The organism is Variovorax sp. J2L1-78 (assembly GCF_030317205.1).
Lineage (GTDB): Bacteria > Pseudomonadota > Gammaproteobacteria > Burkholderiales > Burkholderiaceae_C > Variovorax > Variovorax arabinosiphilus.
Genome location: NZ_JASZYB010000002.1, coordinates 83,189 through 103,255, shown reverse-complemented (window position 1 = coordinate 103,255; position 20,067 = coordinate 83,189). Strand labels below are relative to the sequence as shown.

23 protein-coding genes are annotated in these 20,067 nt (G+C 67.9%); 12 read left to right on the top strand and 11 right to left on the bottom strand.

Features of this window, described 5'->3' with window-relative positions:
• Positions 1–14: 14 nt before the first annotated feature.
• Together QTH86_RS14275 and QTH86_RS14270 are read left to right on the top strand one after the other, a co-directional pair.
• Positions 15–242, top strand: a complete 228-nt coding sequence (locus tag QTH86_RS14275) for a DUF3606 domain-containing protein (RefSeq protein WP_286646883.1) — start codon at positions 15–17, stop codon at positions 240–242.
• Between the two features lie 91 nt (positions 243–333).
• Positions 334–1,155: a pseudouridine synthase gene (locus QTH86_RS14270; RefSeq protein ID WP_286646882.1), complete on the top strand. Its 822-nt coding sequence runs from the start codon at positions 334–336 to the stop codon at positions 1,153–1,155.
• A 22-nt stretch (positions 1,156–1,177) separates the two neighbouring features.
• Here the strand turns inward: QTH86_RS14270 and aqpZ are convergent, their stop codons facing one another.
• A complete protein-coding gene (aqpZ, locus tag QTH86_RS14265; protein ID WP_286646881.1) occupies positions 1,178–1,876 on the bottom strand; it encodes an aquaporin Z in 699 nt (232 codons plus the stop codon).
• 199 nt (positions 1,877–2,075) lie between these two features.
• On the opposite strand from aqpZ, the gene htpG reads away from it, so the two are divergent.
• Genes htpG through QTH86_RS14250 form a run of 3 tightly spaced genes read left to right on the top strand, consistent with a single transcriptional unit; the run spans position 2,076 to position 4,835 of the window.
• Positions 2,076–4,112 (top strand): molecular chaperone HtpG, encoded by a 2,037-nt coding sequence (htpG, locus tag QTH86_RS14260; RefSeq protein WP_286646880.1) that lies wholly within the window; start codon positions 2,076–2,078, stop codon positions 4,110–4,112.
• Positions 4,113–4,167: 55 nt separating this feature from the next.
• Positions 4,168–4,563 carry a hypothetical protein gene (locus QTH86_RS14255; protein ID WP_286646879.1) on the top strand — a complete coding sequence of 132 codons (396 nt, stop codon included), beginning with the start codon at positions 4,168–4,170 and terminating at the stop codon, positions 4,561–4,563.
• Positions 4,560–4,835, top strand: a complete 276-nt coding sequence (locus tag QTH86_RS14250) for a 4-oxalocrotonate tautomerase (RefSeq protein WP_444813888.1) — start codon at positions 4,560–4,562, stop codon at positions 4,833–4,835. The genes QTH86_RS14255 and QTH86_RS14250 overlap by 4 nt, the downstream gene beginning before the upstream one ends.
• A 54-nt stretch (positions 4,836–4,889) precedes the next feature.
• Here the strand turns inward: QTH86_RS14250 and QTH86_RS14245 are convergent, their stop codons facing one another.
• Positions 4,890–5,708, bottom strand: coding sequence for an IclR family transcriptional regulator (locus tag QTH86_RS14245; protein WP_286646877.1), 819 nt, complete (start codon positions 5,706–5,708; stop codon positions 4,890–4,892).
• Positions 5,689–6,324, bottom strand: coding sequence for a flavin reductase family protein (locus QTH86_RS14240; RefSeq protein WP_286646876.1), 636 nt, complete (start codon positions 6,322–6,324; stop codon positions 5,689–5,691). The genes QTH86_RS14245 and QTH86_RS14240 overlap by 20 nt, the downstream gene beginning before the upstream one ends.
• Before the next feature lie 198 nt (positions 6,325–6,522).
• On the opposite strand from QTH86_RS14240, the gene QTH86_RS14235 reads away from it, so the two are divergent.
• Genes QTH86_RS14235 through hpaH form a run of 5 tightly spaced genes read left to right on the top strand, consistent with a single transcriptional unit; the run spans position 6,523 to position 10,524 of the window.
• On the top strand, positions 6,523–7,500 hold the full coding sequence (locus tag QTH86_RS14235; RefSeq protein ID WP_286646875.1) for a Bug family tripartite tricarboxylate transporter substrate binding protein: 978 nt from the start codon (positions 6,523–6,525) through the stop codon (positions 7,498–7,500).
• A complete protein-coding gene (locus QTH86_RS14230; RefSeq protein WP_286646874.1) occupies positions 7,497–7,919 on the top strand; it encodes a RidA family protein in 423 nt (140 codons plus the stop codon). The genes QTH86_RS14235 and QTH86_RS14230 overlap by 4 nt, the downstream gene beginning before the upstream one ends.
• A gap of 24 nt (positions 7,920–7,943) precedes the next feature.
• Entirely contained in the window at positions 7,944–8,831 is an 888-nt protein-coding gene (locus tag QTH86_RS14225; protein WP_286646873.1) for an amidohydrolase family protein, read from the top strand.
• Positions 8,828–9,715, top strand: a complete 888-nt coding sequence (locus QTH86_RS14220; RefSeq protein ID WP_286646872.1) for a fumarylacetoacetate hydrolase family protein — start codon at positions 8,828–8,830, stop codon at positions 9,713–9,715. Before QTH86_RS14225 ends, QTH86_RS14220 begins: the two co-directional genes overlap by 4 nt.
• On the top strand, positions 9,712–10,524 hold the full coding sequence (gene hpaH / locus QTH86_RS14215) for a 2-oxo-hept-4-ene-1,7-dioate hydratase (RefSeq protein ID WP_286646871.1): 813 nt from the start codon (positions 9,712–9,714) through the stop codon (positions 10,522–10,524). Before QTH86_RS14220 ends, hpaH begins: the two co-directional genes overlap by 4 nt.
• A 57-nt stretch (positions 10,525–10,581) precedes the next feature.
• Here hpaH and QTH86_RS14210 read toward each other — a convergent pair whose 3' ends face one another.
• From QTH86_RS14210 to QTH86_RS14190, 5 genes are all read right to left on the bottom strand, one after another.
• A complete protein-coding gene (locus QTH86_RS14210; protein WP_286646870.1) occupies positions 10,582–11,616 on the bottom strand; it encodes a serine/threonine protein kinase in 1,035 nt (344 codons plus the stop codon).
• Positions 11,617–11,719: 103 nt separating this feature from the next.
• Entirely contained in the window at positions 11,720–12,145 is a 426-nt protein-coding gene (locus tag QTH86_RS14205; RefSeq protein ID WP_286646869.1) for an organic hydroperoxide resistance protein, read from the bottom strand.
• Between the two features lie 58 nt (positions 12,146–12,203).
• Complete coding sequence (locus tag QTH86_RS14200; protein ID WP_286646868.1) at positions 12,204–12,653, bottom strand: MarR family winged helix-turn-helix transcriptional regulator; 450 nt, start codon at positions 12,651–12,653, stop codon at positions 12,204–12,206.
• 81 nt (positions 12,654–12,734) lie between these two features.
• Positions 12,735–13,550: a crotonase/enoyl-CoA hydratase family protein gene (locus QTH86_RS14195; protein ID WP_286646867.1), complete on the bottom strand. Its 816-nt coding sequence runs from the start codon at positions 13,548–13,550 to the stop codon at positions 12,735–12,737.
• Positions 13,551–13,610: 60 nt separating this feature from the next.
• Complete coding sequence (locus QTH86_RS14190) at positions 13,611–14,459, bottom strand: 3-hydroxybutyryl-CoA dehydrogenase (RefSeq protein ID WP_286646866.1); 849 nt, start codon at positions 14,457–14,459, stop codon at positions 13,611–13,613.
• A gap of 168 nt (positions 14,460–14,627) precedes the next feature.
• Between QTH86_RS14190 and purT the strand changes: the two genes are divergently transcribed.
• Positions 14,628–15,833 carry a formate-dependent phosphoribosylglycinamide formyltransferase gene (gene purT / locus QTH86_RS14185; protein WP_286646865.1) on the top strand — a complete coding sequence of 402 codons (1,206 nt, stop codon included), beginning with the start codon at positions 14,628–14,630 and terminating at the stop codon, positions 15,831–15,833.
• A 60-nt stretch (positions 15,834–15,893) separates the two neighbouring features.
• Here the strand turns inward: purT and QTH86_RS14180 are convergent, their stop codons facing one another.
• From QTH86_RS14180 to rbp, 3 genes are all read right to left on the bottom strand, one after another.
• Entirely contained in the window at positions 15,894–17,405 is a 1,512-nt protein-coding gene (locus QTH86_RS14180) for a tripartite tricarboxylate transporter permease (protein ID WP_286646864.1), read from the bottom strand.
• Positions 17,406–17,418: 13 nt separating this feature from the next.
• Complete coding sequence (locus QTH86_RS14175; RefSeq protein ID WP_286646863.1) at positions 17,419–17,907, bottom strand: tripartite tricarboxylate transporter TctB family protein; 489 nt, start codon at positions 17,905–17,907, stop codon at positions 17,419–17,421.
• 184 nt (positions 17,908–18,091) lie between these two features.
• Positions 18,092–18,508 (bottom strand): RNA-binding regulator, encoded by a 417-nt coding sequence (gene rbp, locus QTH86_RS14170; RefSeq protein WP_286646862.1) that lies wholly within the window; start codon positions 18,506–18,508, stop codon positions 18,092–18,094.
• Positions 18,509–18,811: 303 nt separating this feature from the next.
• On the opposite strand from rbp, the gene QTH86_RS14165 reads away from it, so the two are divergent.
• Positions 18,812–20,065: a DEAD/DEAH box helicase gene (locus QTH86_RS14165; RefSeq protein ID WP_286646861.1), complete on the top strand. Its 1,254-nt coding sequence runs from the start codon at positions 18,812–18,814 to the stop codon at positions 20,063–20,065.
• Positions 20,066–20,067 lie beyond the last annotated feature (2 nt).

Below are 20,067 nucleotides of genomic sequence, written 5' to 3'. Positions count from 1 at the left end.
ACGGAGACATGGTGATGGCGAACGACTTTGAAGCCCGCAGCCCCCGAGACACGGGATGGATCAATCTGGGCGAGCCGCAGGAGGTCCGCTACTGGACCCGCGTGCTGGCCGTGACCGAGACGCGCCTGCGTGCCGCCGTGGGGGTCGTCGGCGATTCGACCCAGGCGGTGTGCCGGCATCTGGGCATCCCGCGCGTAGCGAACCGCCCTGCCAGCGCGCTGCAGGAAGCCGAGCAGATCTGACGCGCGTTGCAGCGGAGGCTGGCGTCGGCATGGGACGCCGGGTGCGCGGCGTGAACGAGAATAGGCGCACGCCTTGCCCCTCATCGACCCCATGCCCACGTCCGCCGAACCCGTCCGCCTCAACAAACGCATGGCCGAGCTCGGCATCTGCTCGCGCCGCGAGGCCGACGCCTGGATCGCGCAGGGCTGGGTGAAGGTCAACGGCCAGCCGGCGGAGATGGGCGTGAAGGTCACGCCCGCCGACAAGGTCGAGGTCGACAAGAAGGCGCATGGCCATCAGGCGCAGCAGGTGACGATCCTGCTGCACAAGCCGATGGGCTACGTGAGCGGCCAGGCCGAGGACGGCCACGAACCCGCCGTGATGCTCATCAACCCGCGCACGCACTGGCGCGAAGACCCCAGCACGAACCGCTTCTCGCCGCCGCAGTTGCGCGGCCTGGCACCGGCCGGTCGGCTGGACATCGATTCGGTCGGGCTGCTGGTGCTGACCCAGGACGGTCGCGTCGCACGCCAGCTCATCGGCGAGGACTCGGGCATCGAGAAGGAGTACCTGGTGCGCGTCGCGTACCACGGCCCGAACAAGCCGGCGCCCCTGGGGCAGCTGGTGCGCATCGACGACGACGATCCGGTCACGACCAATGTGCAGGCGGTTTTTCCGCCTGCCATGCTCGCTCGCCTGCGCCATGGCCTGAGCCTCGACGGCCAGCCGCTGAAGCCGGCGCGCGTTGACTGGCAGAACCCCGAGCAGCTGCGCTTCGTGCTGACCGAAGGCAAGAAGCGCCAGATCCGCCGCATGTGCGAACAGGTCGGGCTCAAGGTCGTGGGCTTGAAGCGCATCCGCATCGGACGCGTGGTGCTGGGCAACCTGCCGGCCGGGCAGTGGCGCTACCTGGGCGCCCACGAGAAGTTCTGACGGCGCCGGGCGCCGCCCGCGTTCACTCGTCCTTGAGCAGCACGTTGTAGATCAGCGCGCCGATCACGGCGCCGGCGATCGGGGCCACCCAGAACAGCCACAGCTCCGACACCGCGTACGACGGCCCGAACAAGGCCGGGCCGGTGCTGCGGGCCGGGTTGACCGAGGTGTTGGTCACCGGGATCGAGATCAGGTGGATCAGCGTGAGGCACAGGCCGATCGCCAGGCCGCCGAAGCCGGCCGCCGCGCGCTTGGCGGTGGCGCCGAGGATGACGATCAGGAAGACGGCGGTGAGCACGACTTCGGTGATGAGCGCCGCCACCAGGTTGAACTTGCCGGGCGAGTGCTCGCCGTAGCCGTTGGTGGCGAAGCCACCCACCTCGGCGCCGGGTTTGCCGGTGGCGATCAAGTACAGCACGCCGGCCGCCACGATGGCGCCGAGCACCTGGGCGATGACGTAGCCCGGCAGCGCCGACGCCTTGAAGCGCCCGCCGACCACGAGGCCGACCGACACGGCCGGGTTGAAGTGCCCGCCCGAGATCGGGCCGAGCGCGTAGGCGCCGGTGAGCACGGTGAGTCCGAAGGCCAGGGCGACGCCGGCAAAGCCGATGCCCAGTTGCGGAAAGGCCGCGGCCAGCACCGCGCTCCCGCAGCCGCCGAACGTGAGCCAGAAGGTGCCGATGAACTCGGCGGACCATTTCTTGATGTTGCTGTGTTCCATTTTTCCCATCCTCTGTGTTGTGTGACATGAATGCCGGGCATGGCCCTGCGCGCGGATTCTAGAAAGGGATGGCGCCTCTTGATGCACCGGATTGCCCCATCCGGTATCTCTTCACGTTGCGGCGGTTGAAAATAGCCGGCTCGGCGCCATATCGCGATGGGGCTGCGCGCCTCCCGTTTCTTTTCGATCCCAGAGAACCATGACTGCAACGACCAAACTCCCTTTCCAGGCCGAAGTGGCCCAGCTGCTGCACCTCGTCACGCACTCGCTCTACTCGAACAAGGAAATCTTCCTGCGTGAACTGATTTCCAACGCCTCGGACGCCTGCGACAAGCTGCGCTTCGAGGGCATCGACAACCCCGCGCTGTACGAGGACGCTCCCAGCCTCGAAGTGCGCGTGTCCTTCGACAAGAAAGCCCGCACGCTCACCATCGCCGACAACGGCATCGGCCTGTCGAAGCAGGAAGCCATCGACAACCTGGGCACCATCGCCAAGAGCGGCACCAAGGACTTCATGAGCAAGCTCAGCGGCGACCAGAAGGCCGACGCACAGCTCATCGGTCAGTTCGGCGTGGGCTTCTACTCGGGCTTCATCGTGGCCGACCGCATCACGGTCGAATCGCGCCGCGCCGGCCTCCCGGCCGACCAGGGCGTGCGCTGGGCCAGCGGCGGCGCGGGCGACTTCGAGGTCGACGACATCGAGCGCGCGCAGCGCGGCACCAGCGTCACGCTGCACCTGCGGGACGATGCCGACGAGTATCTCAATGCCTGGAAGCTCAAGCAGGTCATCGGCAAGTACTCCGACCACATCTCGCTGCCGATCCTCATGGAGAAGGAAGAGTGGAAGGAAGGCGAGAACGATCAGCCCGGCGACATGGTCAAGACCGGCGAATGGGAACCGGTGAACAAGGCCAGCGCCCTGTGGACGCGGCCCAAGAAGGACATCAGCGCCGAGCAGTACGCCGAGTTCTACAAGACCATCAGCCACGACTACGAAGACCCGCTCGCCTGGAGCCACAACCGCGTCGAGGGCAGCACCGAGTACACGCAGCTGCTCTACATCCCGGCCAAGGCGCCGATGGACCTGTGGAACCGCGAGAAGACGGCGGGCGTGAAGCTCTACGTCAAGCGCGTCTTCATCATGGACGACGCCGAGGCCCTGATGCCCGGCTACCTGCGCTTCGTCAAGGGCGTGATCGACTCGGCCGACCTGCCGCTCAACGTGAGCCGCGAGCTGCTGCAGGAAAGTCGCGACGTGAAGGCGATCCGCGAGGGCAGCACCAAGCGCGTGCTGTCGATGCTGGAAGACCTGGCCAAGAAGCAGAAGGCCGCGGCCGACAGCGCGGCCGGCAAGATCGACGTGGGCTCCGGTGAATCGGTGCCGGCGCCCGAGCCGACCGAGGTCACCGACGTGGTCGACAAGAACGACGCCGTGCCGGCCGCCGAAGCGGCGGCCGAGTTCGCGGGCGACGAGGACGCAGGCAAGTACGCCAAGTTCTACGCCGAGTTCGGCGCCGTCCTCAAGGAAGGCCTGGGCGAGGACTTCGGCAACCGCGAGCGCATCGCCAAGCTGCTGCGCTTCGCGTCGACCACCACCGACACCGTCAGCGTGGGCTTCGCCGACTACAAGGCCCGCATGAAGGAAGGCCAGGAGGCCATCTACTACATCACCGCCGACTCGCTGGCCGCCGCCAAGAACAGCCCGCAGCTGGAGCTCTTCAAGAAGAAGGGCATCGAGGTGCTGCTGATGACCGACCGCGTCGACGAATGGGCGCTGAACTACCTGCAGGACTTCGACGGCACACCGCTGCAGAGCGTGGCCAAGGGCGCGGTCGACCTGGGCACCCTGCAGGACGAGGCCGAGAAGAAGGCGGCGGAGGAAGCCGCCGAGACCTTCAAGCCGGTGCTGGAGAAGCTCAAGGAGGCCCTCAAGGCCAAGGCCCAGGACGTGCGCGTGACCACGCGCCTGGTCGACTCGCCCGCCTGCCTGGTGGTGCAGGACGGCGGCATGAGCACGCAGCTCGCGCGCATGCTCAAGCAGGCCGGCCAGCCGGCACCGGAACTCAAGCCGGTGCTCGAGGTCAATGCCGAACACCCGCTGGTGAAAAAGCTGGAAGGTTCGGCACATTTCGAGGACCTGGCGAACATCCTGTTCGACCAGGCCTTGCTGGCCGAAGGCGGCCTGCCGGAAGATCCGGCCGCCTACGTGCGGCGCGTCAACGCGCTGCTGGTCTGAGCGAAGCGGCCCGTCGGCCGCTTCGATGGCACATCACCAGGGAGCGACCGACACCATGACAAAGAACCACCGCCTTTCCACGTCCCTCGCCGCCGCTTCGCGGGGCGGCGTTTTTCTTGCTGCCGTGCTCGCCTTGGCGGGCTGCGCCTCCGGCGGCACCGGCGTCGGTGTGGGCATCGGCATCCCGCTGTTCCCGGGCCTGTCGCTCGGCGTAGGCGTCGGCTCGGGCGGGCCGAGCCTCGGGCTCGGCACCGGCTGGGGCCCGGTCGGTGCAGGCGTCGGTGTGAACACCAGCGGGCAGGTCTATGGCGGCGCGGGCGTGGGGGCCAGCACGGGTGTGGGCGGCGGCGCGTCGGTGGGCGTGGGGGTCGGGCAGAGCGTGCTGCTGCACGACCCGAACCGGGCGCCGGCCACGACGGCCGCACCGCCTCCTGCACCGCTGCTGCCCTGAGGCCTGCAGCGCGTGCGCGCTTCGCGCATAGTCGTGGGTTTCATCCAGGAGAACCCATGCCTCTCATCCGTGTCGAACTGTTCGAAGGCCGCACTGTCGAGCAGAAGCGCGCGCTGGCCGCCGCGCTGACCGAAGCCACCATGAAGACGCTCGGAAGTCCTGCCGATGCGGTGGACGTGATGTTCTTCGATGTGCCCAAGCACGATTGGGCGACGGCCGGCGTGCTGGCCAGTGACCGGGCGGCCACGCCGCCTGCCGACCCGAAGCCCTGATCCTTTCCCGGGATACGTCCATCTTGTGGACGTTTGCAGGGTCTTCCCTCTGTCTCAGCCGCCGTTGCGGCTGCCCTTGCGCCGGGCGAGTTCGGCGGCCTGGGCGCCGATCAGTGCGGCGCGCTCCTTCATGTGCGCGACCACCGTCGGCACGCGCTCGTCGGGCAGGCGCTCGGTGATGGTGGCGATCGCCAACCCGGCGACGGTGCGGCCATCGGCCACGCAGACCGGCACCGCCACCGCGCGCGAGCCCGGCACCACACCCACCGGTGCGTACGCATAGCCCTGGGTCCGGGTGCGCGCTGCACGCGCCAGCAGTTCGGCCGGATCGACATGCAGTGCCTGCAGCCGGCGCGCATTGCGGCGAACCACCTCGTCGGCTTCCTCGGCCGGCAACGCGGCGAGCAGCACCAGGCCGCTCACGCCCACCCCGAGCGGCCGCCGCGCACCGACCTCGATCGACAGCACCTTGACCGGGAAGCTGCCGGGCCGTCGGTCGATGCACACCGAGTCGGCGCCGTTGCGGATGGTGAGGAACGCCGTGTCGCCGAGGATCTCGCTCAGGTGCCGCAGGTGCGGTTCGGCAATCGCGCGGATCGGGAAGCGGGTCGAACGCGCGAGCCCGAGCAGCGAGACCTCGCCGCCAATCAGGTAGCGGCGCGTCGCCGGGTCCTGCTCGACGGCGCCTTCTTCTACCAGCACACGCAGGATGCGGTGCACCGTCGGGCGGTTCAGGCCGGTGTGGCTCACCACGTCGGTCAGGCGCACGCCGCGCTCCTGGCCGGTGGCGAGCACGCGCAGCACCGCGAGCGCGCGGCGCACGCTCTGGGCGCCCGCGGTGGCGGCCGTGTCCTTATCCGCCGCTGCCGCCATCCATCACCGTCTTGGCCGTCTGTTGCATGCCGCGCAGCGTCACGATCTCGCCCAGCGTCGCGTAGTTCGGTCCGCCGATGCGGCAGACCGGGTCCAGGGCGCGGGTGTCGACCTTGCCGTCGTGCAGCAGCCCCTCGCGCAGATGAAAGGCCGTGACCTCGCCGACGATGAACTCGGCGCCGGTCTGGCCGAAGGCGATCACGCGCTCGAGCTTGCACTCCATGCTGACCGGCGCATCCGCCAGGCGCGGCACGCGCACGGTCCGGCAGGGCAGGGTGCCCAGGCCCAGCAGCTCGGTCTCGCTCACGTCGGGTGCATGCTCGGCGCTGCTCTCGTGGATCGCGACCATCTGCGAGGCGTCGCCGATGTTCACCACGAACTCGCCCATCGCATGGATGTTGGCGCCGGTGTCCTTGCGCTGGCCGGCCTTGCGTCCGATGTTCACGCCCAGCATCGGCGGTTTGTTCGACACGAAGGTGAAGCAGGAGAAGGGCGCGAGGTTCACCACGCCGTCTTCGGAGACGGTGGTGATCCAGGCGATCGGGCGGGGCACGACGATGCCGCTCATCAGGCGGTAGGTGGCTTCGGGCGACAGGTCGCCGGCATCGAGAAACATGGGAGGGCCTTCCGTGGTGGCTGAACCTCGATTGTCGGGAGCGCTCTGGCGCGCGGGCAGTGCACTTTGGCAAAACGTCCATGATACGGAACAGTCTGGACATATTGCATTGCAGCATCGGGCGGCCCATTCTTAAAGTGAACGGGTCGCCGATGAAACCGCAGCCACTTGCGGTGCCGGCGCAAGAGCAGGAGACATATGTTCAAGAAGACCCTCGGCACCCTTGCCGTCGCCGCCTGCGCGGCCCTCGCCGTTCTGCCCGCCATCGCGCAGAGCACATGGCCCGACAAACCCGTGAAGCTCGTGCTGCCCTACCCGCCGGGCGGCAACGTCGATGGGGCCGCCCGCATCGTTAGCGAGCAGTTGCAGGCCATCTTCAAGCAGCCGTTTCTGGTCGACAACCGTCCCGGCGCTGGCGGCATGATCGCTGGCGAGTTCGTCGCCAAGGCCGCACCGGACGGCTACACCTTCTTCATGGGGGCGAACGGGCCGATCCTGTTCTCGCCGACCATCTTCAAGCGCAACGCCTACGACTGGAAGAAGGATTTCGCGCCCGTCAGCTCGGTGTCGTTCACGCCGCTGGTGCTGCAGGTGAATGCCGGCACGCCGTACAAGACGATCGGCGAGTTCATCGCTGCCGCCAAGAAGTCCGGCAGCGCCCTGACGATGGCGTCGCCCGGCGCCGGCACCACCAACCACCTGGTGAGCGAGTACCTGCAGAAAGAGAGTGGCGCCAAGTGGCTGACCGTTCACTACAAGGGCAACGCGCCGGCGACCACCGATCTGCTGGGCGGGCAGGTGCAGTTCAACTTCGACCAGCTCTCGGTGGCGCAACCGTTCATCCAGCAGGGCCGCACGCGCGCGCTCGCCGTGACTTCGGCGCAGCGCGTGCCGTCGATGCCGGACGTGCCGACCTTGCAGGAGTCCGGCTTCAAGGGTTTCGAGGCCCAAACGTTCACCGGCATCCTGGCGCCTGCCGGGACCCCGCCGGCCATCCTGGCCAGCTTTTCCGAAGCCTTGCAGAAGATCCTGGCCGACAAGGCCGTGCAGGCCAAGTTCGAGACGCTGGGGGCCGAAGCCCGCGGCAGCACGCCCAAGCAGTTCACCCAGTTCCTCGCGAAGGAAGACGCGCGGTGGATGCCGGTCATCAAGCAAGCCAACATCTCCTCCGAATGAGCACCGCCACCCCACCCCTGGGGCGCGTTGCGCCCGCCGCCCGCACCAGCGTCTACGTCGAGGGCTTCAGCCACAAGAACCCCATCCCGGCAGGTTGCCGCATCGGCCCGCTGCTCGAGAGCGGCAGCATCCAGGGCAACGACCCGGCCACCGGCAAGCCGGCCGACACCATCGAGGCGCAGTGCCGCTTCATGCTCGACAACGTGCGCCGCATCGTCGAAGCCGCGGGCGGCGGCACGCAGGACATCGTGAAGCTCACCGTCTGGATGAAGGACCGCAGCCAGCGCCCCGCGCTCAACGTGCCCTGGCTCGAGATGTTCCCCGATGCCGCCTCGCGGCCGGCACGCCACGCGATCATCGCGCCCGAGCTCGACATGGGGAAGCTGATCGAGTGCAGCTTCACCGCCTGGATCGCCTGATCCCCACGACCGCCCCACGACCCCATGCCCGACTACCTTCCTTTCGATCCCCATCCGCGCGCACCGGTGCCGCTGCCGCCGCCACTGTCGTGCGACAGCCAGTTCCATGTCTTCGGCCCGCGCGAGCAGTACCCGGTGCGGCCCAACGCGGCCTACGAGATGCCGACCGCGACCTGGCAGGTCGCGCAGAAACTCCACGCCACGCTCGGCATCGAACGCGGCGTGATCGTCCAGGCCACGACCTACGGCGCCGACCACACCGTGGTGCTCGATGCGCTCGACGGCCTCAACGCCGGCGGCCCGCGCCGCTACATGGCCTGCGCCAACGCGGCGGTGCTGACCGAGCGCGACGATGCCTACCTGCACAAGCTGCACGACGCCGGCGTGCGTGGTGCGCGCTTCACGCGCGGCGGCCTGGGTATCAGCCTAACGGCGGCCGAGCAGGCGCGTGCCTTCGCACGCGTCAAGGAGCTGGGCTGGTACGTCAAGGTGCAGCCGGAGCCGAACGGCATCGCCGAGCAGCTCGCGACCTTCGAGTCGCTCGACGTGCCCGTACTGCTCGACCACATGGGCCGGGCCGATCCGTCGCGCGGCGACGCCGACCCGAGCCTGGTGCGCATCCTCGAACTGTTCCAGCGCGGCAACTTCTGGGTGATGCTGTCGCTCTCCGAGAAGATCTCGAAGGCCGGCGCGCCCTGGGACGACGTGGTGCCGCTGGCGCAGCGCCTGATCGACGCCGCGCCCGACCGCTGCGTGTGGGGCAGCGACTGGCCGCACCCGGTGTCGGTCAAGCAGCCGCCCAACGAGGGCGCGCTACTCGAACTGCTCTACCGCTTCGCGCCCGACGCCGCCACGCGGCAGAAGATCCTCGTCGACAACCCCGCCCGCTTTTTCGGATTCGAGACCCCATGAAACTCATCAGCTACCTCCACGGCGGGGCCTCGCACTGGGGCTGCCTTATCGACGACAGAAACGGCGACGGGGTCGTCGATCTCGGTCGCCGTCTGCCGGCGTTCGCATCCGTTGCGGCACTGCTCGAAGGCGGCGAGGCCGCGCTGGCACAGGCCCGCGCAGCCGCCGAAGGTGCCACGCCCGATCACGCGCTGGCCGACGTGCGCGTCGAGACGCCCATCGCGCGGCCGCGCCGCATCTTCTGCATCGGCGTGAACTACGCGCACCGCAACGCCGAGTACAAGGACGGTAGCGACCTGCCCAAATACCCGAGCATCTTCATGCGCGTGGCCGAGTCCTTCGTGGGCCATGGCGAGCCGCTGCTGCAGCCGCTCGAATCGACACAGCTCGACTACGAAGGCGAGATCGCCATCGTCATCGGCCGCCGCGCGCGCCGCGTGAAGGGCGATGACGCGCTGGCCTGCATCGCCGGCCTCACCTGCATGAACGAAGGCACCATCCGCGACTGGGTGCACCACGCCAAGTTCAACGTGACCCAGGGCAAGAACTGGAACGCGTCGGGCGCCATCGGGCCGTGGATCGTCACCGCCGACGAGTTTCCACAAGGCTATGGCGCGCTGCGTGTGCAGACGCGCGTCAACGGCGAGGCGCGGCAGGACGACACCACGGCGAACCTGATGTTCGACTTCGCCTACCTCATCGGCTACCTCTCGACCTTCACCACGCTGGAGCCGGGCGACATCATCGCGACGGGCACGCCGATCGGCGCGGGTATCCGTTTCGATCCGCCGAAGTTCCTGCGGCCGGGCGACGTGGTCGAGGTCGAGGTGAGCGGCGTGGGCGTGCTGCGTAACGTCGTGAAGGCCGAGGAGGTGACGGCATGAGTCTCGACCAGAACACCCTGGCCCAGGCCGCCGAGCGGCTCGAGGAAGCCGAGCGCACGCGTGTTGCCTGCCGGCAGTTCTCGCTCGACTACCCCGACATGACGATCGACGACGCCTATGCGATCCAGCACGCCTGGATGCAGCTCAAGCTGCGCAACGGTCGCACGGTCAAGGGCCACAAGATCGGCCTCACGTCGAAGGCCATGCAGCGCGCGGTGAACATCGCCGAGCCCGACTACGGCACGCTGCTCGACGACATGTTCTACCGCGACGGCGCAGTGATCCCGTCGGAGCGCTTCCTGCAGCTGAAGATCGAGGCCGAGCTGGCCTTTGTGCTGGCCAGGCCGCTGTCTGGCCCCGACTGCACGCTGTTCGACGTGCTCGACGCCACGGCGTATGTCACGCCCGCGCTGGAGATCCTCGACGCGCGCATCCAGCGCATCGACCCCGAGACGAAGCGCACCCGCAACGTGTTCGACACCATCTCCGACAACGCGGCCAACGCGGCGCTGGTGCTGGGCGGCCGGCCCTTCAAGCCGGCGGTGATCGATGCCGACATGCGGCGCATCGGCGCCATCGTGAGCCGCAACGGCGAGGTCGAGGAGACGGGGTTGGCGGCCGGCGTGCTCAACCACCCCGGTTACGGCGTGGCGTGGCTGGCCAACCGGCTGCACCGCTTCGGCGTCACGCTGCAGCCGGGGCAGGTGATCCTTGCGGGCTCGTTCATCCGGCCGATCGAGGTCGGTAAGGGCGACACGATCGTGGCCGACTACGGCGAGTTCGGCACCGTCTCCTGCCACTTCGGCTGATCGCCGTGTGTCCGCGCGCTCCGATCACTTCAGGAGCGCGCAGGGTTGCTTGCCGTACTACGCGTACAGCGGTTCCTCGTCCATCGACTCGCACTGGTCCTGCAGCATCTGGATCTGGCCTTTCCAGTAGTCGCTGGTGCCGAACCACGGGAAGTTGATCGGGAAGATCGGGTCTTCCCAGCGGCGCGCCAGCCAGGCGCTGTAGTGGATCAGGCGCAGCGTGCGCAGCGGCTCGATCAGCGCGAGCTCGCGCCGGTCGAAGAAGCGGAACTGCTCGTAGCCGTCCAGCAGGCCGCTCAGCTGCCCGGTGCGCTGGGCCCGGTCACCGGACAGCAGCATCCACAGGTCCTGCACCGCGAAGCCGGTGCGCGCGTCGTCGAGGTCGACGAAGTGCGGGCCGCCGTCGGGCCTGTCGGTCGGCGTCCACAGGATGTTGCCGGGGTGCACGTCGCCGTGCAGGCGCAGCTTGCGCAGCGTCGCGTCGGTGGAGGTCGGTGACAGGGCAGTGGCGGCGATGCGGTCGAGCGCCTCGTTGCAGGCCTTCTCCCATTCGCGCTGCACGTCGAGCGGGATCTTCTCGTTGCCCAGGAGCCAGTCGCGCGAGGCGATGCCGAAGGTCTGCAGGTCGAGCGCCGGCCGCGCGGCGAAGGGCCGCGCCGCGCCGATGGTGTGGATGCGCGCCAGAAAGCGGCCGACCCATTCGAGCACCTCGAAGTCGTCGAGCTCCGGCGCGCGTCCGCCGCGGTAGGGGCTCACGCTGAAGGCGAAACCGTCGTGGTGGTGCAGCGTGCTGCCATGCACCTCGATCGGCGGCACGGCGGGCACGTCGGCGGCGGCGAGCTCGGTCGAGAAGGCGTGCTCCTCCAGGATCTCGGCGGTGCTCCAGCGCTCGGGCCGGTAGAACTTGACGACCACCGACGCATGCGCCGCGGGCTGGTCGAGGAAGACCTGGTAGACCCGGTTCTCGTAGGAATTGAGGGCGGTGAGCCGGCCGTCGCCGTGCAGGTCGAGCGTGGCCAGCGCGTCGAGCACCACGTCGGGCGTGAGGCTCTCGTAGGGATGGGTGTTCGCCGGCGCGCTGGGAGGTGTCATGGGGCGATTGTCGGCGCGCACCGAACCGCATCGTGCAATGGGCGCCATGAAAAAAGGGCGGCACAGCCGCAAGGCCGCGCCGCCCTTCATCGGACGGGATCGATCAGGCGATCGTGATCTCGACGTCGATGTTGCCGCGGGTGGCGTTCGAGTACGGGCAGACCTGGTGGGCGGTGTCGACCAGCTTCTGCTTCTGCTCGGCGTCGAGGCCGGGCAGGCTGATGGCCAGCTGCACGCTGATGCCGTAGGCGGCGCCGCCGTTCGTCGGGCCGAGCGAGACCTTGGAGTCGATCGCGACGTCGTCCGGCACCTTCACGCCGACCTTGGGGCCGACGGCCTTCATCGCGCCGATGAAGCAGGCGGCGTAGCCGACCGCGAACAGCTGCTCGGGGTTGGTGCCCGGCTTGCCCGAACCGGGCGAGCTCAGCTTGACGTCGATGGCGCCGTCGCTGCTCTTGCCGGCGCCGTCGCGGCCGCCCACGGTGTGGGCTTCGGCGGTGTAGAGAACCTTGTCGAGTTTCGTGGTCATGGTCGTTCCTTTGGAGTGGAGGGAAAAAGAATGCCGTCGATGCGGCGGAGAAAAATCGTCAGGCGGCCCGTACGCGGTCGCGCAGGGCCTGCAGCTGTCGCGTGAGGCCGGCGAGCTCGTCGAGCGAACACTGGCTCGCGGCGAGCAGGCAGGCGGGCACGTCGACCGCCCGCGCCTTCAGCTTGCGGCCCGCCGATGTCAGGGTGATGTGCACGCGGCGCTCGTCCGCCACGTCGCGCAGCCGCGCCACCAGGCCGTTCGCCTCCAGCCGCTTGAGCAGCGGTGTCAGCGTGCCGGAGTCGAGCGACAGGCGTTCGCCCAGTTCCGAGACCGTCGGGCCGTCGGTTTCCCACAGGGCCAGCATCACGAGGTACTGGGGGTAGGTGAGCGACAGCTTCTCGAGCAGCGGCTTGTAGAGCCGCGTCATCGCGAGGGAGGCGGAATACACGGCGAAGCACAGCTGGTTGTCCAGCTTGAGCAGTTCGTCGGGGGTGGGTGCGGAGCGCATGGGTCGAATGTTAGCGAGCAATTGAATTGTGTGCAATCAAGTTGAGGTGTAAGACCCTGATCGGCACAGGGTCGGGGTGGCTCAACGGCCGATGAAGCGAGCGGGCCGCCGCTCCACGAAGGCGCGCACGCCCTCGGCCGCATCGTCGCTGCGGGCGAGGCGCTGCTGGGTCTCGATGAACTCCGCCATCGCGGCCAGCGGCCCGTGTTCGACCGCACGCAGCGTGTTCAGGCGGGTCGCGACGACCGCGAGCGGCGCCTGCGCGGCGATGCGCTGCGCAATGGCGAGCGCGGCATCGAGCTCTTCACCGGCGCGCACCACCTTCTGGACGAAGTGCAGGCGCAGCGCCTCGGCGCTGTCGAATTCATCCGCGGTCAGCAGATGCAGCATCGCGTTGCCGAGTCCGGCGCGCTCGGCCATGCGCAGCGTGGCACCACCGGTGGCCATGATCCCGCGCTGCACCTCGAGCTGCGAGAAGCGGCAGTCGTCGGCCGCGACCACGATGTCGGCCGCCAGCATCAGCTCGATGCCGACGGTGAAGCAGATGCCCTTGACCGCGATCACCATCGGCTTGGTGCGGCGGCGGTAGCCCGGCGTGCCGAGGTCGTTGGGCTCGACCAGCCCCAGCGGATAGGCCTTCTCGCCGCGCTTCATCAGCTCGCTGAACGACGGCAGGTCGAGCCCTGCCGTGAAGTGGTCGCCCATCGCATGCAGCACACCCACGCGCAGGGCCGGGTCGTCGTCGAGCCGCGTGTAGGCCTCGGCCAGTTCGCGGAACATGCGCGGCGTCCAGCCGTTGCGCTTGGCGGGGCGGTTGATGCCGATCAGCAGCACATGGTCGAGCACCTGCGTGTCGATGCAGCCTTCGGGTGGGGGCGTGGTGGCGGAAGGGGTCATCGGTTGTCTCCGTTGTTGTTCTGTCGCGCCGGACGGCGGGCGGATGTGCCCGCGTGGCACTTAATAGGTATAGACGCCGCGGCCGGTCTTGCGACCCAGCTGGCCGGCGGCGACCATTTCCTTCAGCAGCGGGCAGGGCCGATACTTGGAGTCGCCGTACTCCTCGAGGTACACGTCCATCACCGCCAAGCACACGTCCAGGCCGATCATGTCGGCCAGGGCCAGCGGGCCGATCGGCTGGTTGGTGCCGAGCTTCATGCCGGCGTCGATGTCCTCGGCTGTCGCGATGCCTTCGGACAGCACGAAGAAGGCTTCGTTGATCATCGGCACCAGGATGCGGTTGACCACGAAACCCGGCGCGTTCTTCACGGTGATCGGCGACTTGCCGAGGGTGACCGACAGCGCTTTCACCGCGTCGTGCGTGGCGTCGCTCGTGAGGTAGCCGCGGATGATCTCCACCAGCGCCATCATCGGCACCGGGTTGAAGAAGTGCATGCCGATGAAGCGGTCGGCGCGCGAGGTGGCGGCGGCCAGCTTGGTGATCGAGATCGACGAGGTGTTCGACGCGATGATCACCTCGGGCGCGAGCAGCGCGTCGACCTGCTTGAGGATCTTCAGCTTCAGCTCGTAGTTCTCGGTGGCGGCCTCGATCACCAGTTGCGCGCCCTTCAGGTCTTCGTAGTTCGTCGAGCCCTGGATCAGCGCGAGTGCGGCAGCCTTCTGCTCGGTCGTCAGCTTCTCTTTCTTGATCAGCCGATCAAGGCTGCCGCTCACGGTGGCTAGGCCCTTGTCGACGGCGGCCTGGGCGATGTCGACCATCACGACCTTCACGCCGGCGACCGCGCAGGCCTGCGCGATGCCGTTGCCCATGGTTCCGGCGCCGATGATGCCGACGGTTTGAATGCTCATGAAAATGCTCCTTGCAGGGAATGGAAATGGGGAGGGCGGGCGTACCCGCACGATGGCGGACATTGTGTCGCAGCGCGGCGTGCAAACGCTGTGCCGCAGCCGACAACGCGGGCGGACGGGCGGGTGGATTAAAGTGCGCGGTTTTCCAGTCCCCCCGGAGCGCTTTTCATGACGACCCCCCTCGGCACCCCCCTGTCCCCCCACGCCACCCGCGTGATGCTTCTCGGCTCCGGCGAACTCGGCAAGGAGGTTCTCATCGCCCTGCAGCGGCTGGGCGTCGAGACCATCGCCGTCGACCGCTACGAGAATGCGCCCGGCCAGCAGGTCGCGCACCACGCGCACACCATCACGATGAGCGATCCGGCGCAGCTCAAGGCGCTGATCGAGGCCGAGAAGCCGCATCTGGTCGTGCCCGAGATCGAAGCCATCGCCACGCCGATGCTGCAGGAACTTGAAAGCGCCGGCGTCGTGCGCGTGATTCCGACCGCCCGCGCGGCCCGCCTCACGATGGACCGCGAGGGCATCCGCCGCCTGGCCGCCGAGACGCTGGGCGTGCCGACCAGCCCGTACAAGTTTTGCGATTCGCTCGAAGAGCTGCAGGCCGCCATCGATGCCGGCATCGGCTACCCCTGCATCGTCAAGCCGGTGATGAGCAGCTCCGGCAAGGGCCAGAGCAAGATCGACGGCCCGGCCGACGTGAAGAAGGCGTGGGACTACGCCATGGCCGGCGGGCGCGTGAGCCATGGCCGCGTGATCGTCGAAGGCTTCATCGACTTCGACTACGAGATCACGCTGCTCACCGTGCGCGCGCTCGACGGCAAGGCTTCCGTGCAGACGCAGTTCTGCGAACCCATCGGCCACGTGCAGGTCAGCGGCGACTACGTCGAGAGCTGGCAGCCGCACCCGATGTCGCCGGTGGCGCTGAAGAAGGCGCAGCAGATCGCGAAGGCGGTGACCGACGACCTTGGCGGCCAGGGGCTGTTCGGCGTCGAACTCTTCGTGAAGGGCGAGGAGGTCTGGTTCAGCGAAGTCAGCCCGCGCCCGCACGACACCGGCATGGTGACGATGGCGACGCAGTGGCAGAACGAGTTCGAGTTGCACGCCCGCGCTATCCTGGGCCTGCCGGTCGACACCACGCTCAAGAGCGCCGGCGCCAGCGCCGTGATCTACGGCGGCGTCGACGCCACCGGCATCGTCTTCGACGGCGTCGCCGAGGCGCTGCAGGTGCACGGCGTCGACATCCGCCTCTTCGGCAAGCCCGAGAGCTTCGTCAAGCGCCGCATGGGCGTGGCGCTGGCGCATGCCGCCGACATCGACACCGCGCGCACCAACGCCAAGGAAGCCGCCTCACGCGTGAAGCCCCGCAAGGCGTAAAGCACGACGCACAAAAGCAGAAAGCCGCCCGAGGGCGGCTTTCTTGTTGGCGCGAAGAATTTACTCTTCTACAAACGCTTCCTCGCGCTTGGCCTTGATCGACGGCAGCAGCACGATGCCCAGCAGCAGGCACGCCGCCACCAGCAGGCCGGCCGACAGCGGCCGCGTGACGAACACGCTCCAGGTGCCGCGCGACAGCAGCAGCGCGCGGCGCAGGTTCTCTTCCATCATCGGCCCGAGGATGAAGCCCAGCAGCAGCGGGGCGGGCTCGGTCTTGAGCTTCAGGAAGATGTAGCCGATCACGCCGAAGATCGCGACCATCCATACGTCGAAGGTGTTGTTGTTGGTCGAGTACACGCCGACCGCGCAGAACAGCACGATGGCCGGGAACAGGAACTTGTAGGGCACCGTCAGCAGCTTGATCCACATGCCGATCAGCGGCAGGTTCAGGATCACCAGCATCGCGTTGCCGATCCACATCGAAGCGATCAGGCCCCAGAACAGTTCCGGGTTGCTGGTCATCACCTGCGGGCCGGGCTGGATGTTGTGGATGGTCATCGCACCCACCATCAGCGCCATCACGGCGTTGGGCGGAATGCCCAGCGTCAGCAGCGGGATGAACGAGGTCTGCGCACCAGCGTTGTTGGCCGATTCGGGCGATGCCACGCCGCGGATGTTGCCCTTGCCGAAGGCGACTTCGCCGGGGCTCATCTTGATCTTCTTCTCGAGCGCGTAGGCCGCGAAGGCCGCCAGCAGGGCGCCGCCGCCGGGCAGGATGCCCAGGGCCGAGCCGAGTGCGGTGCCGCGCAGCACGGCCGGGGCCATGCGCTTGAAGTCTTCCTTGGTGGGGAACAGGCCCTTCACGTTGGCGGTGAACACCTCGCGCTCGTCATCGGGCTGCGACAGGTTGCCGATGATTTCGCCGTAGCCGAACACGCCCATGGCGATCACCACGAAGCCGATGCCGTCGGTGAGTTCCGGGATGTCGAAGCTGAAGCGCGCCACGCCGGAATTCACGTCGGTGCCGACGATGCCCAGCAGCAGGCCCAGCACGATCATCGCAACCGCCTTGAGCAGCGAGCCCGAGGCCAGCACCACGGCACCGATCAGGCCCAGCGTCATCAGCGAGAAGTACTCGGCCGGGCCGAACTTGAAGGCCAGTTCGGTCAGCGGCGGCGCGAAGGCGGCCAGGATCAGCGTGCCGACGCAGCCGGCGAAGAAGGAGCCCAGGCCGGCCGCCGCGAGCGCGGGGCCCGCCCGGCCTTGCCGCGCCATCTGGTAGCCGTCGATGCAGGTCACGACCGATGACGATTCGCCCGGCAGGTTCACCAGGATGGCCGTGGTCGAGCCGCCGTACTGGGCGCCGTAGTAGATGCCGGCCAGCATGATCAGCGCCGACACGGGTGGCAGCGCGTAGGTGGCGGGCAGCAGCATCGCGATGGTCGCGACCGGGCCGATGCCGGGGAGCACGCCGATCAGCGTGCCGAGAATGCAACCGACCAGGCAGTACAGCAGGTTGGTGAAGGTAAAGGCGACGCCGAAGCCGATCGCCAGGTTGTGGAACAGTTCCATGTCGTGTCTCTCCTCAGCCCGAAATGAAGGTCGGCCAGACCTGGATCTGCAGCTTGAGGGCCCAGATGAACGCGATGTAGCTGCCCACGGCAAGGATGGTGGCCAGCACCAGCACGTCGCGCAGCTTGAAGTGCTCGCCCGCCAGGCTCGCGATGATGGTGAGGGCGTAGATCGCGATGATCAGCCCCATGGCCGGCAGGCCGATGCTCGGCAGGCCGCCCAGCAGCACGCCGAACGCGACGTTGGCGGCGATCACGAAGAACAGCGGCTTCCACGCCCATTTGCCGATCTTTCCGCCGTCGGCGGTTTCCACGACCAGGGCCTGGAAGATGATCAGCAGGCCGAGCACGGACAGCAGAATGCCCAGCATGAGCGGGAAGTACCCGGGCCCCATGCGGGCGCCGTCCCCGATGTTGTAAGTGGTGGCGCCGACCGCGAAGGTGGCGCCGACGGCAGTGAACATGACCCCTGAAAAGAAGTCAGCCTGACTCTTGATTCCCATTGTCTCGACCCCGTGAATTGGAGGCGTGAGGGTCGTTGGTTGCGCCTGACTTCTGGCTGACGAAGAGGCTAAGCAGTAACGCGTAGCGCCTCGTACGGGTATCCGATAGGCTGCTGAAAAGAGAGGCAGCCGGAACGCAAAAAAGGCTCCCGAAGGAGCCTTTTTGTGTGAGGTGCGAGAGGGCTTAGTAGCCGCCGCGGCCACCGCCGCCGCCGCCATAACCACCGCCGCCACCGCCGCTACGGCCACCGCCGCCGCCGCCGTAACCGCCGCCACCACCACCGCCGTAGCCGCCACCACCGCCGCCGCCGCCACTGCGACCGCCGCCGAAGCCGCCACCCGCAGGACGCGGTTCCATCGGACGGGCTTCGTTCACGGTGAGTGCACGGCCGTCGAGGGAGTGGCCGTTCAGGCCTTCGATGGCAGCCAGCGCTTCAGCGTCGGTGCCCATTTCCACGAAGCCGAAGCCCTTGGAGCGGCCGGTTTCGCGTTCCATCATGACCTTGGCGCTGGTCACAGCACCGAACTCGCCGAAGGCTTGTTCCAGATCGTTGTCGCGGATGGAGTAGGACAGATTGCCTACGTACAGTTTTTTGCCCATGGAGGGACTCCTAATTCAAACCAAAATAACAAAGCGATGGAGTCCCAGAATCACAACTGACTGAAAAGCGCTGTGGCGCGAAACTGACCTATCACCGTTCACGTACCGACGGGTGCCCGCCTGAAACGCTCACGCATTGTCGTTCACTCCAGCCGTTTTAGGGGAAAAGCTTTCGTTACACGCAAATAAAGCGCAAAACGCCTGGCGGCAATCCTTCCCGGCAAGGGCGCTGGCTATCCTTCCGGGCTTCCGCGGCGCACTGTGCGCACGCCATTTCCCGCTTCATCTCGATCGTTTCGCCGCATGCCATTCACCGCCCTGGGCCTCATTTCTCCTCTGGCGCAAGCCGCTGCCGGACGGGGTTATGCCGTGCCCACGCCGATCCAGCGCGAGGCCATCCCGGCGGTGCTCGCGGGGCGCGACGTCCTGGCGTCGGCCCAGACAGGTTCCGGCAAGACCGCGGCCTATGCCCTTCCTTTGCTGCAGGGATTGTTGGATCGTCGCCACGAAAAAACGCGGCATCCGCGCGCATTGGTGCTCGTTCCCACCCGCGAACTCGCCCAGCAGGTGGGTGAAACCCTGCATGACTTCGCCAAGAGCCTGCCCGACGCGCTTCGCATCGCGGTGATGTTCGGCGGCGTCTCGATCAACCCGCAGCTCATGGGCCTGCGCGGCGGCGCCGATCTGGTGGTGGCCACGCCGGGCCGGTTGCTCGACGTGGTGGTCCACAACGCGCTGCGCCTGGGCAGCGTGGCGACGCTGGTGCTGGACGAGGCCGACCGGCTGCTCGACCTGGGCTTCGCCGAAGAACTGGGGCGCATCCTCGAGCAGTTGCCGAAGCAGCGGCAGACACTGCTGTTCTCGGCCACCTTCCCGCCGGCGATTGCCGCATTGGCCACCTCGGCGCTGCGCGACCCGTTGCGCATCGACGTGCCGGCCGAGCCTGAAAGCGCCCCCGACATCGCGCAGCGCGCCATCGAGGTCGACCCCTCGCGCCGCACGCAACTGCTCGCCAAACTGGTCAAGGACGAGGGCTGGCCGCGTGTGCTGGTCTTCGTCGCGACCAAGCATGCGGCCGAGATCGTGGCCGACAAGCTGCGCAAGACCGGGCTGGAGGCCGAGCCCTTCCACGGCGTGCTGAGCCAGGGCAAGCGCAGCCAGGTGCTGGCCGACTTCAAGGCCTCGCGCGTGCAGGTGGTGGTCGCCACCGACCTGGCGGCGCGTGGCATCGACGTGGTGCAGCTGCCGGCGGTGGTGAACTACGACCTGCCGCGCTCGGCGGTCGACCACGTGCACCGCATCGGGCGCACCGGCCGTGCCGGCGAAAGCGGTGTGGCGGTCAGCTTCGTCAGCGCCGGGACCGAGGCGCACTTCCGCCTGATCGAGAAGCGCCAGGGCGCGCAGGTGCCGCGCGAGCAGATCGCCGGTTTCGAGCCCGCGCCGCTCGCCGAACTGGCGCCGGGTGCCGTCGCGCCGTCCGGCACGGGGGGCGTGAAGGGCAAGCGCCCGAGCAAGAAGGACAAGTTGCGTGCGGCAGCCGCCGGCAAGTCCTCCTGAGC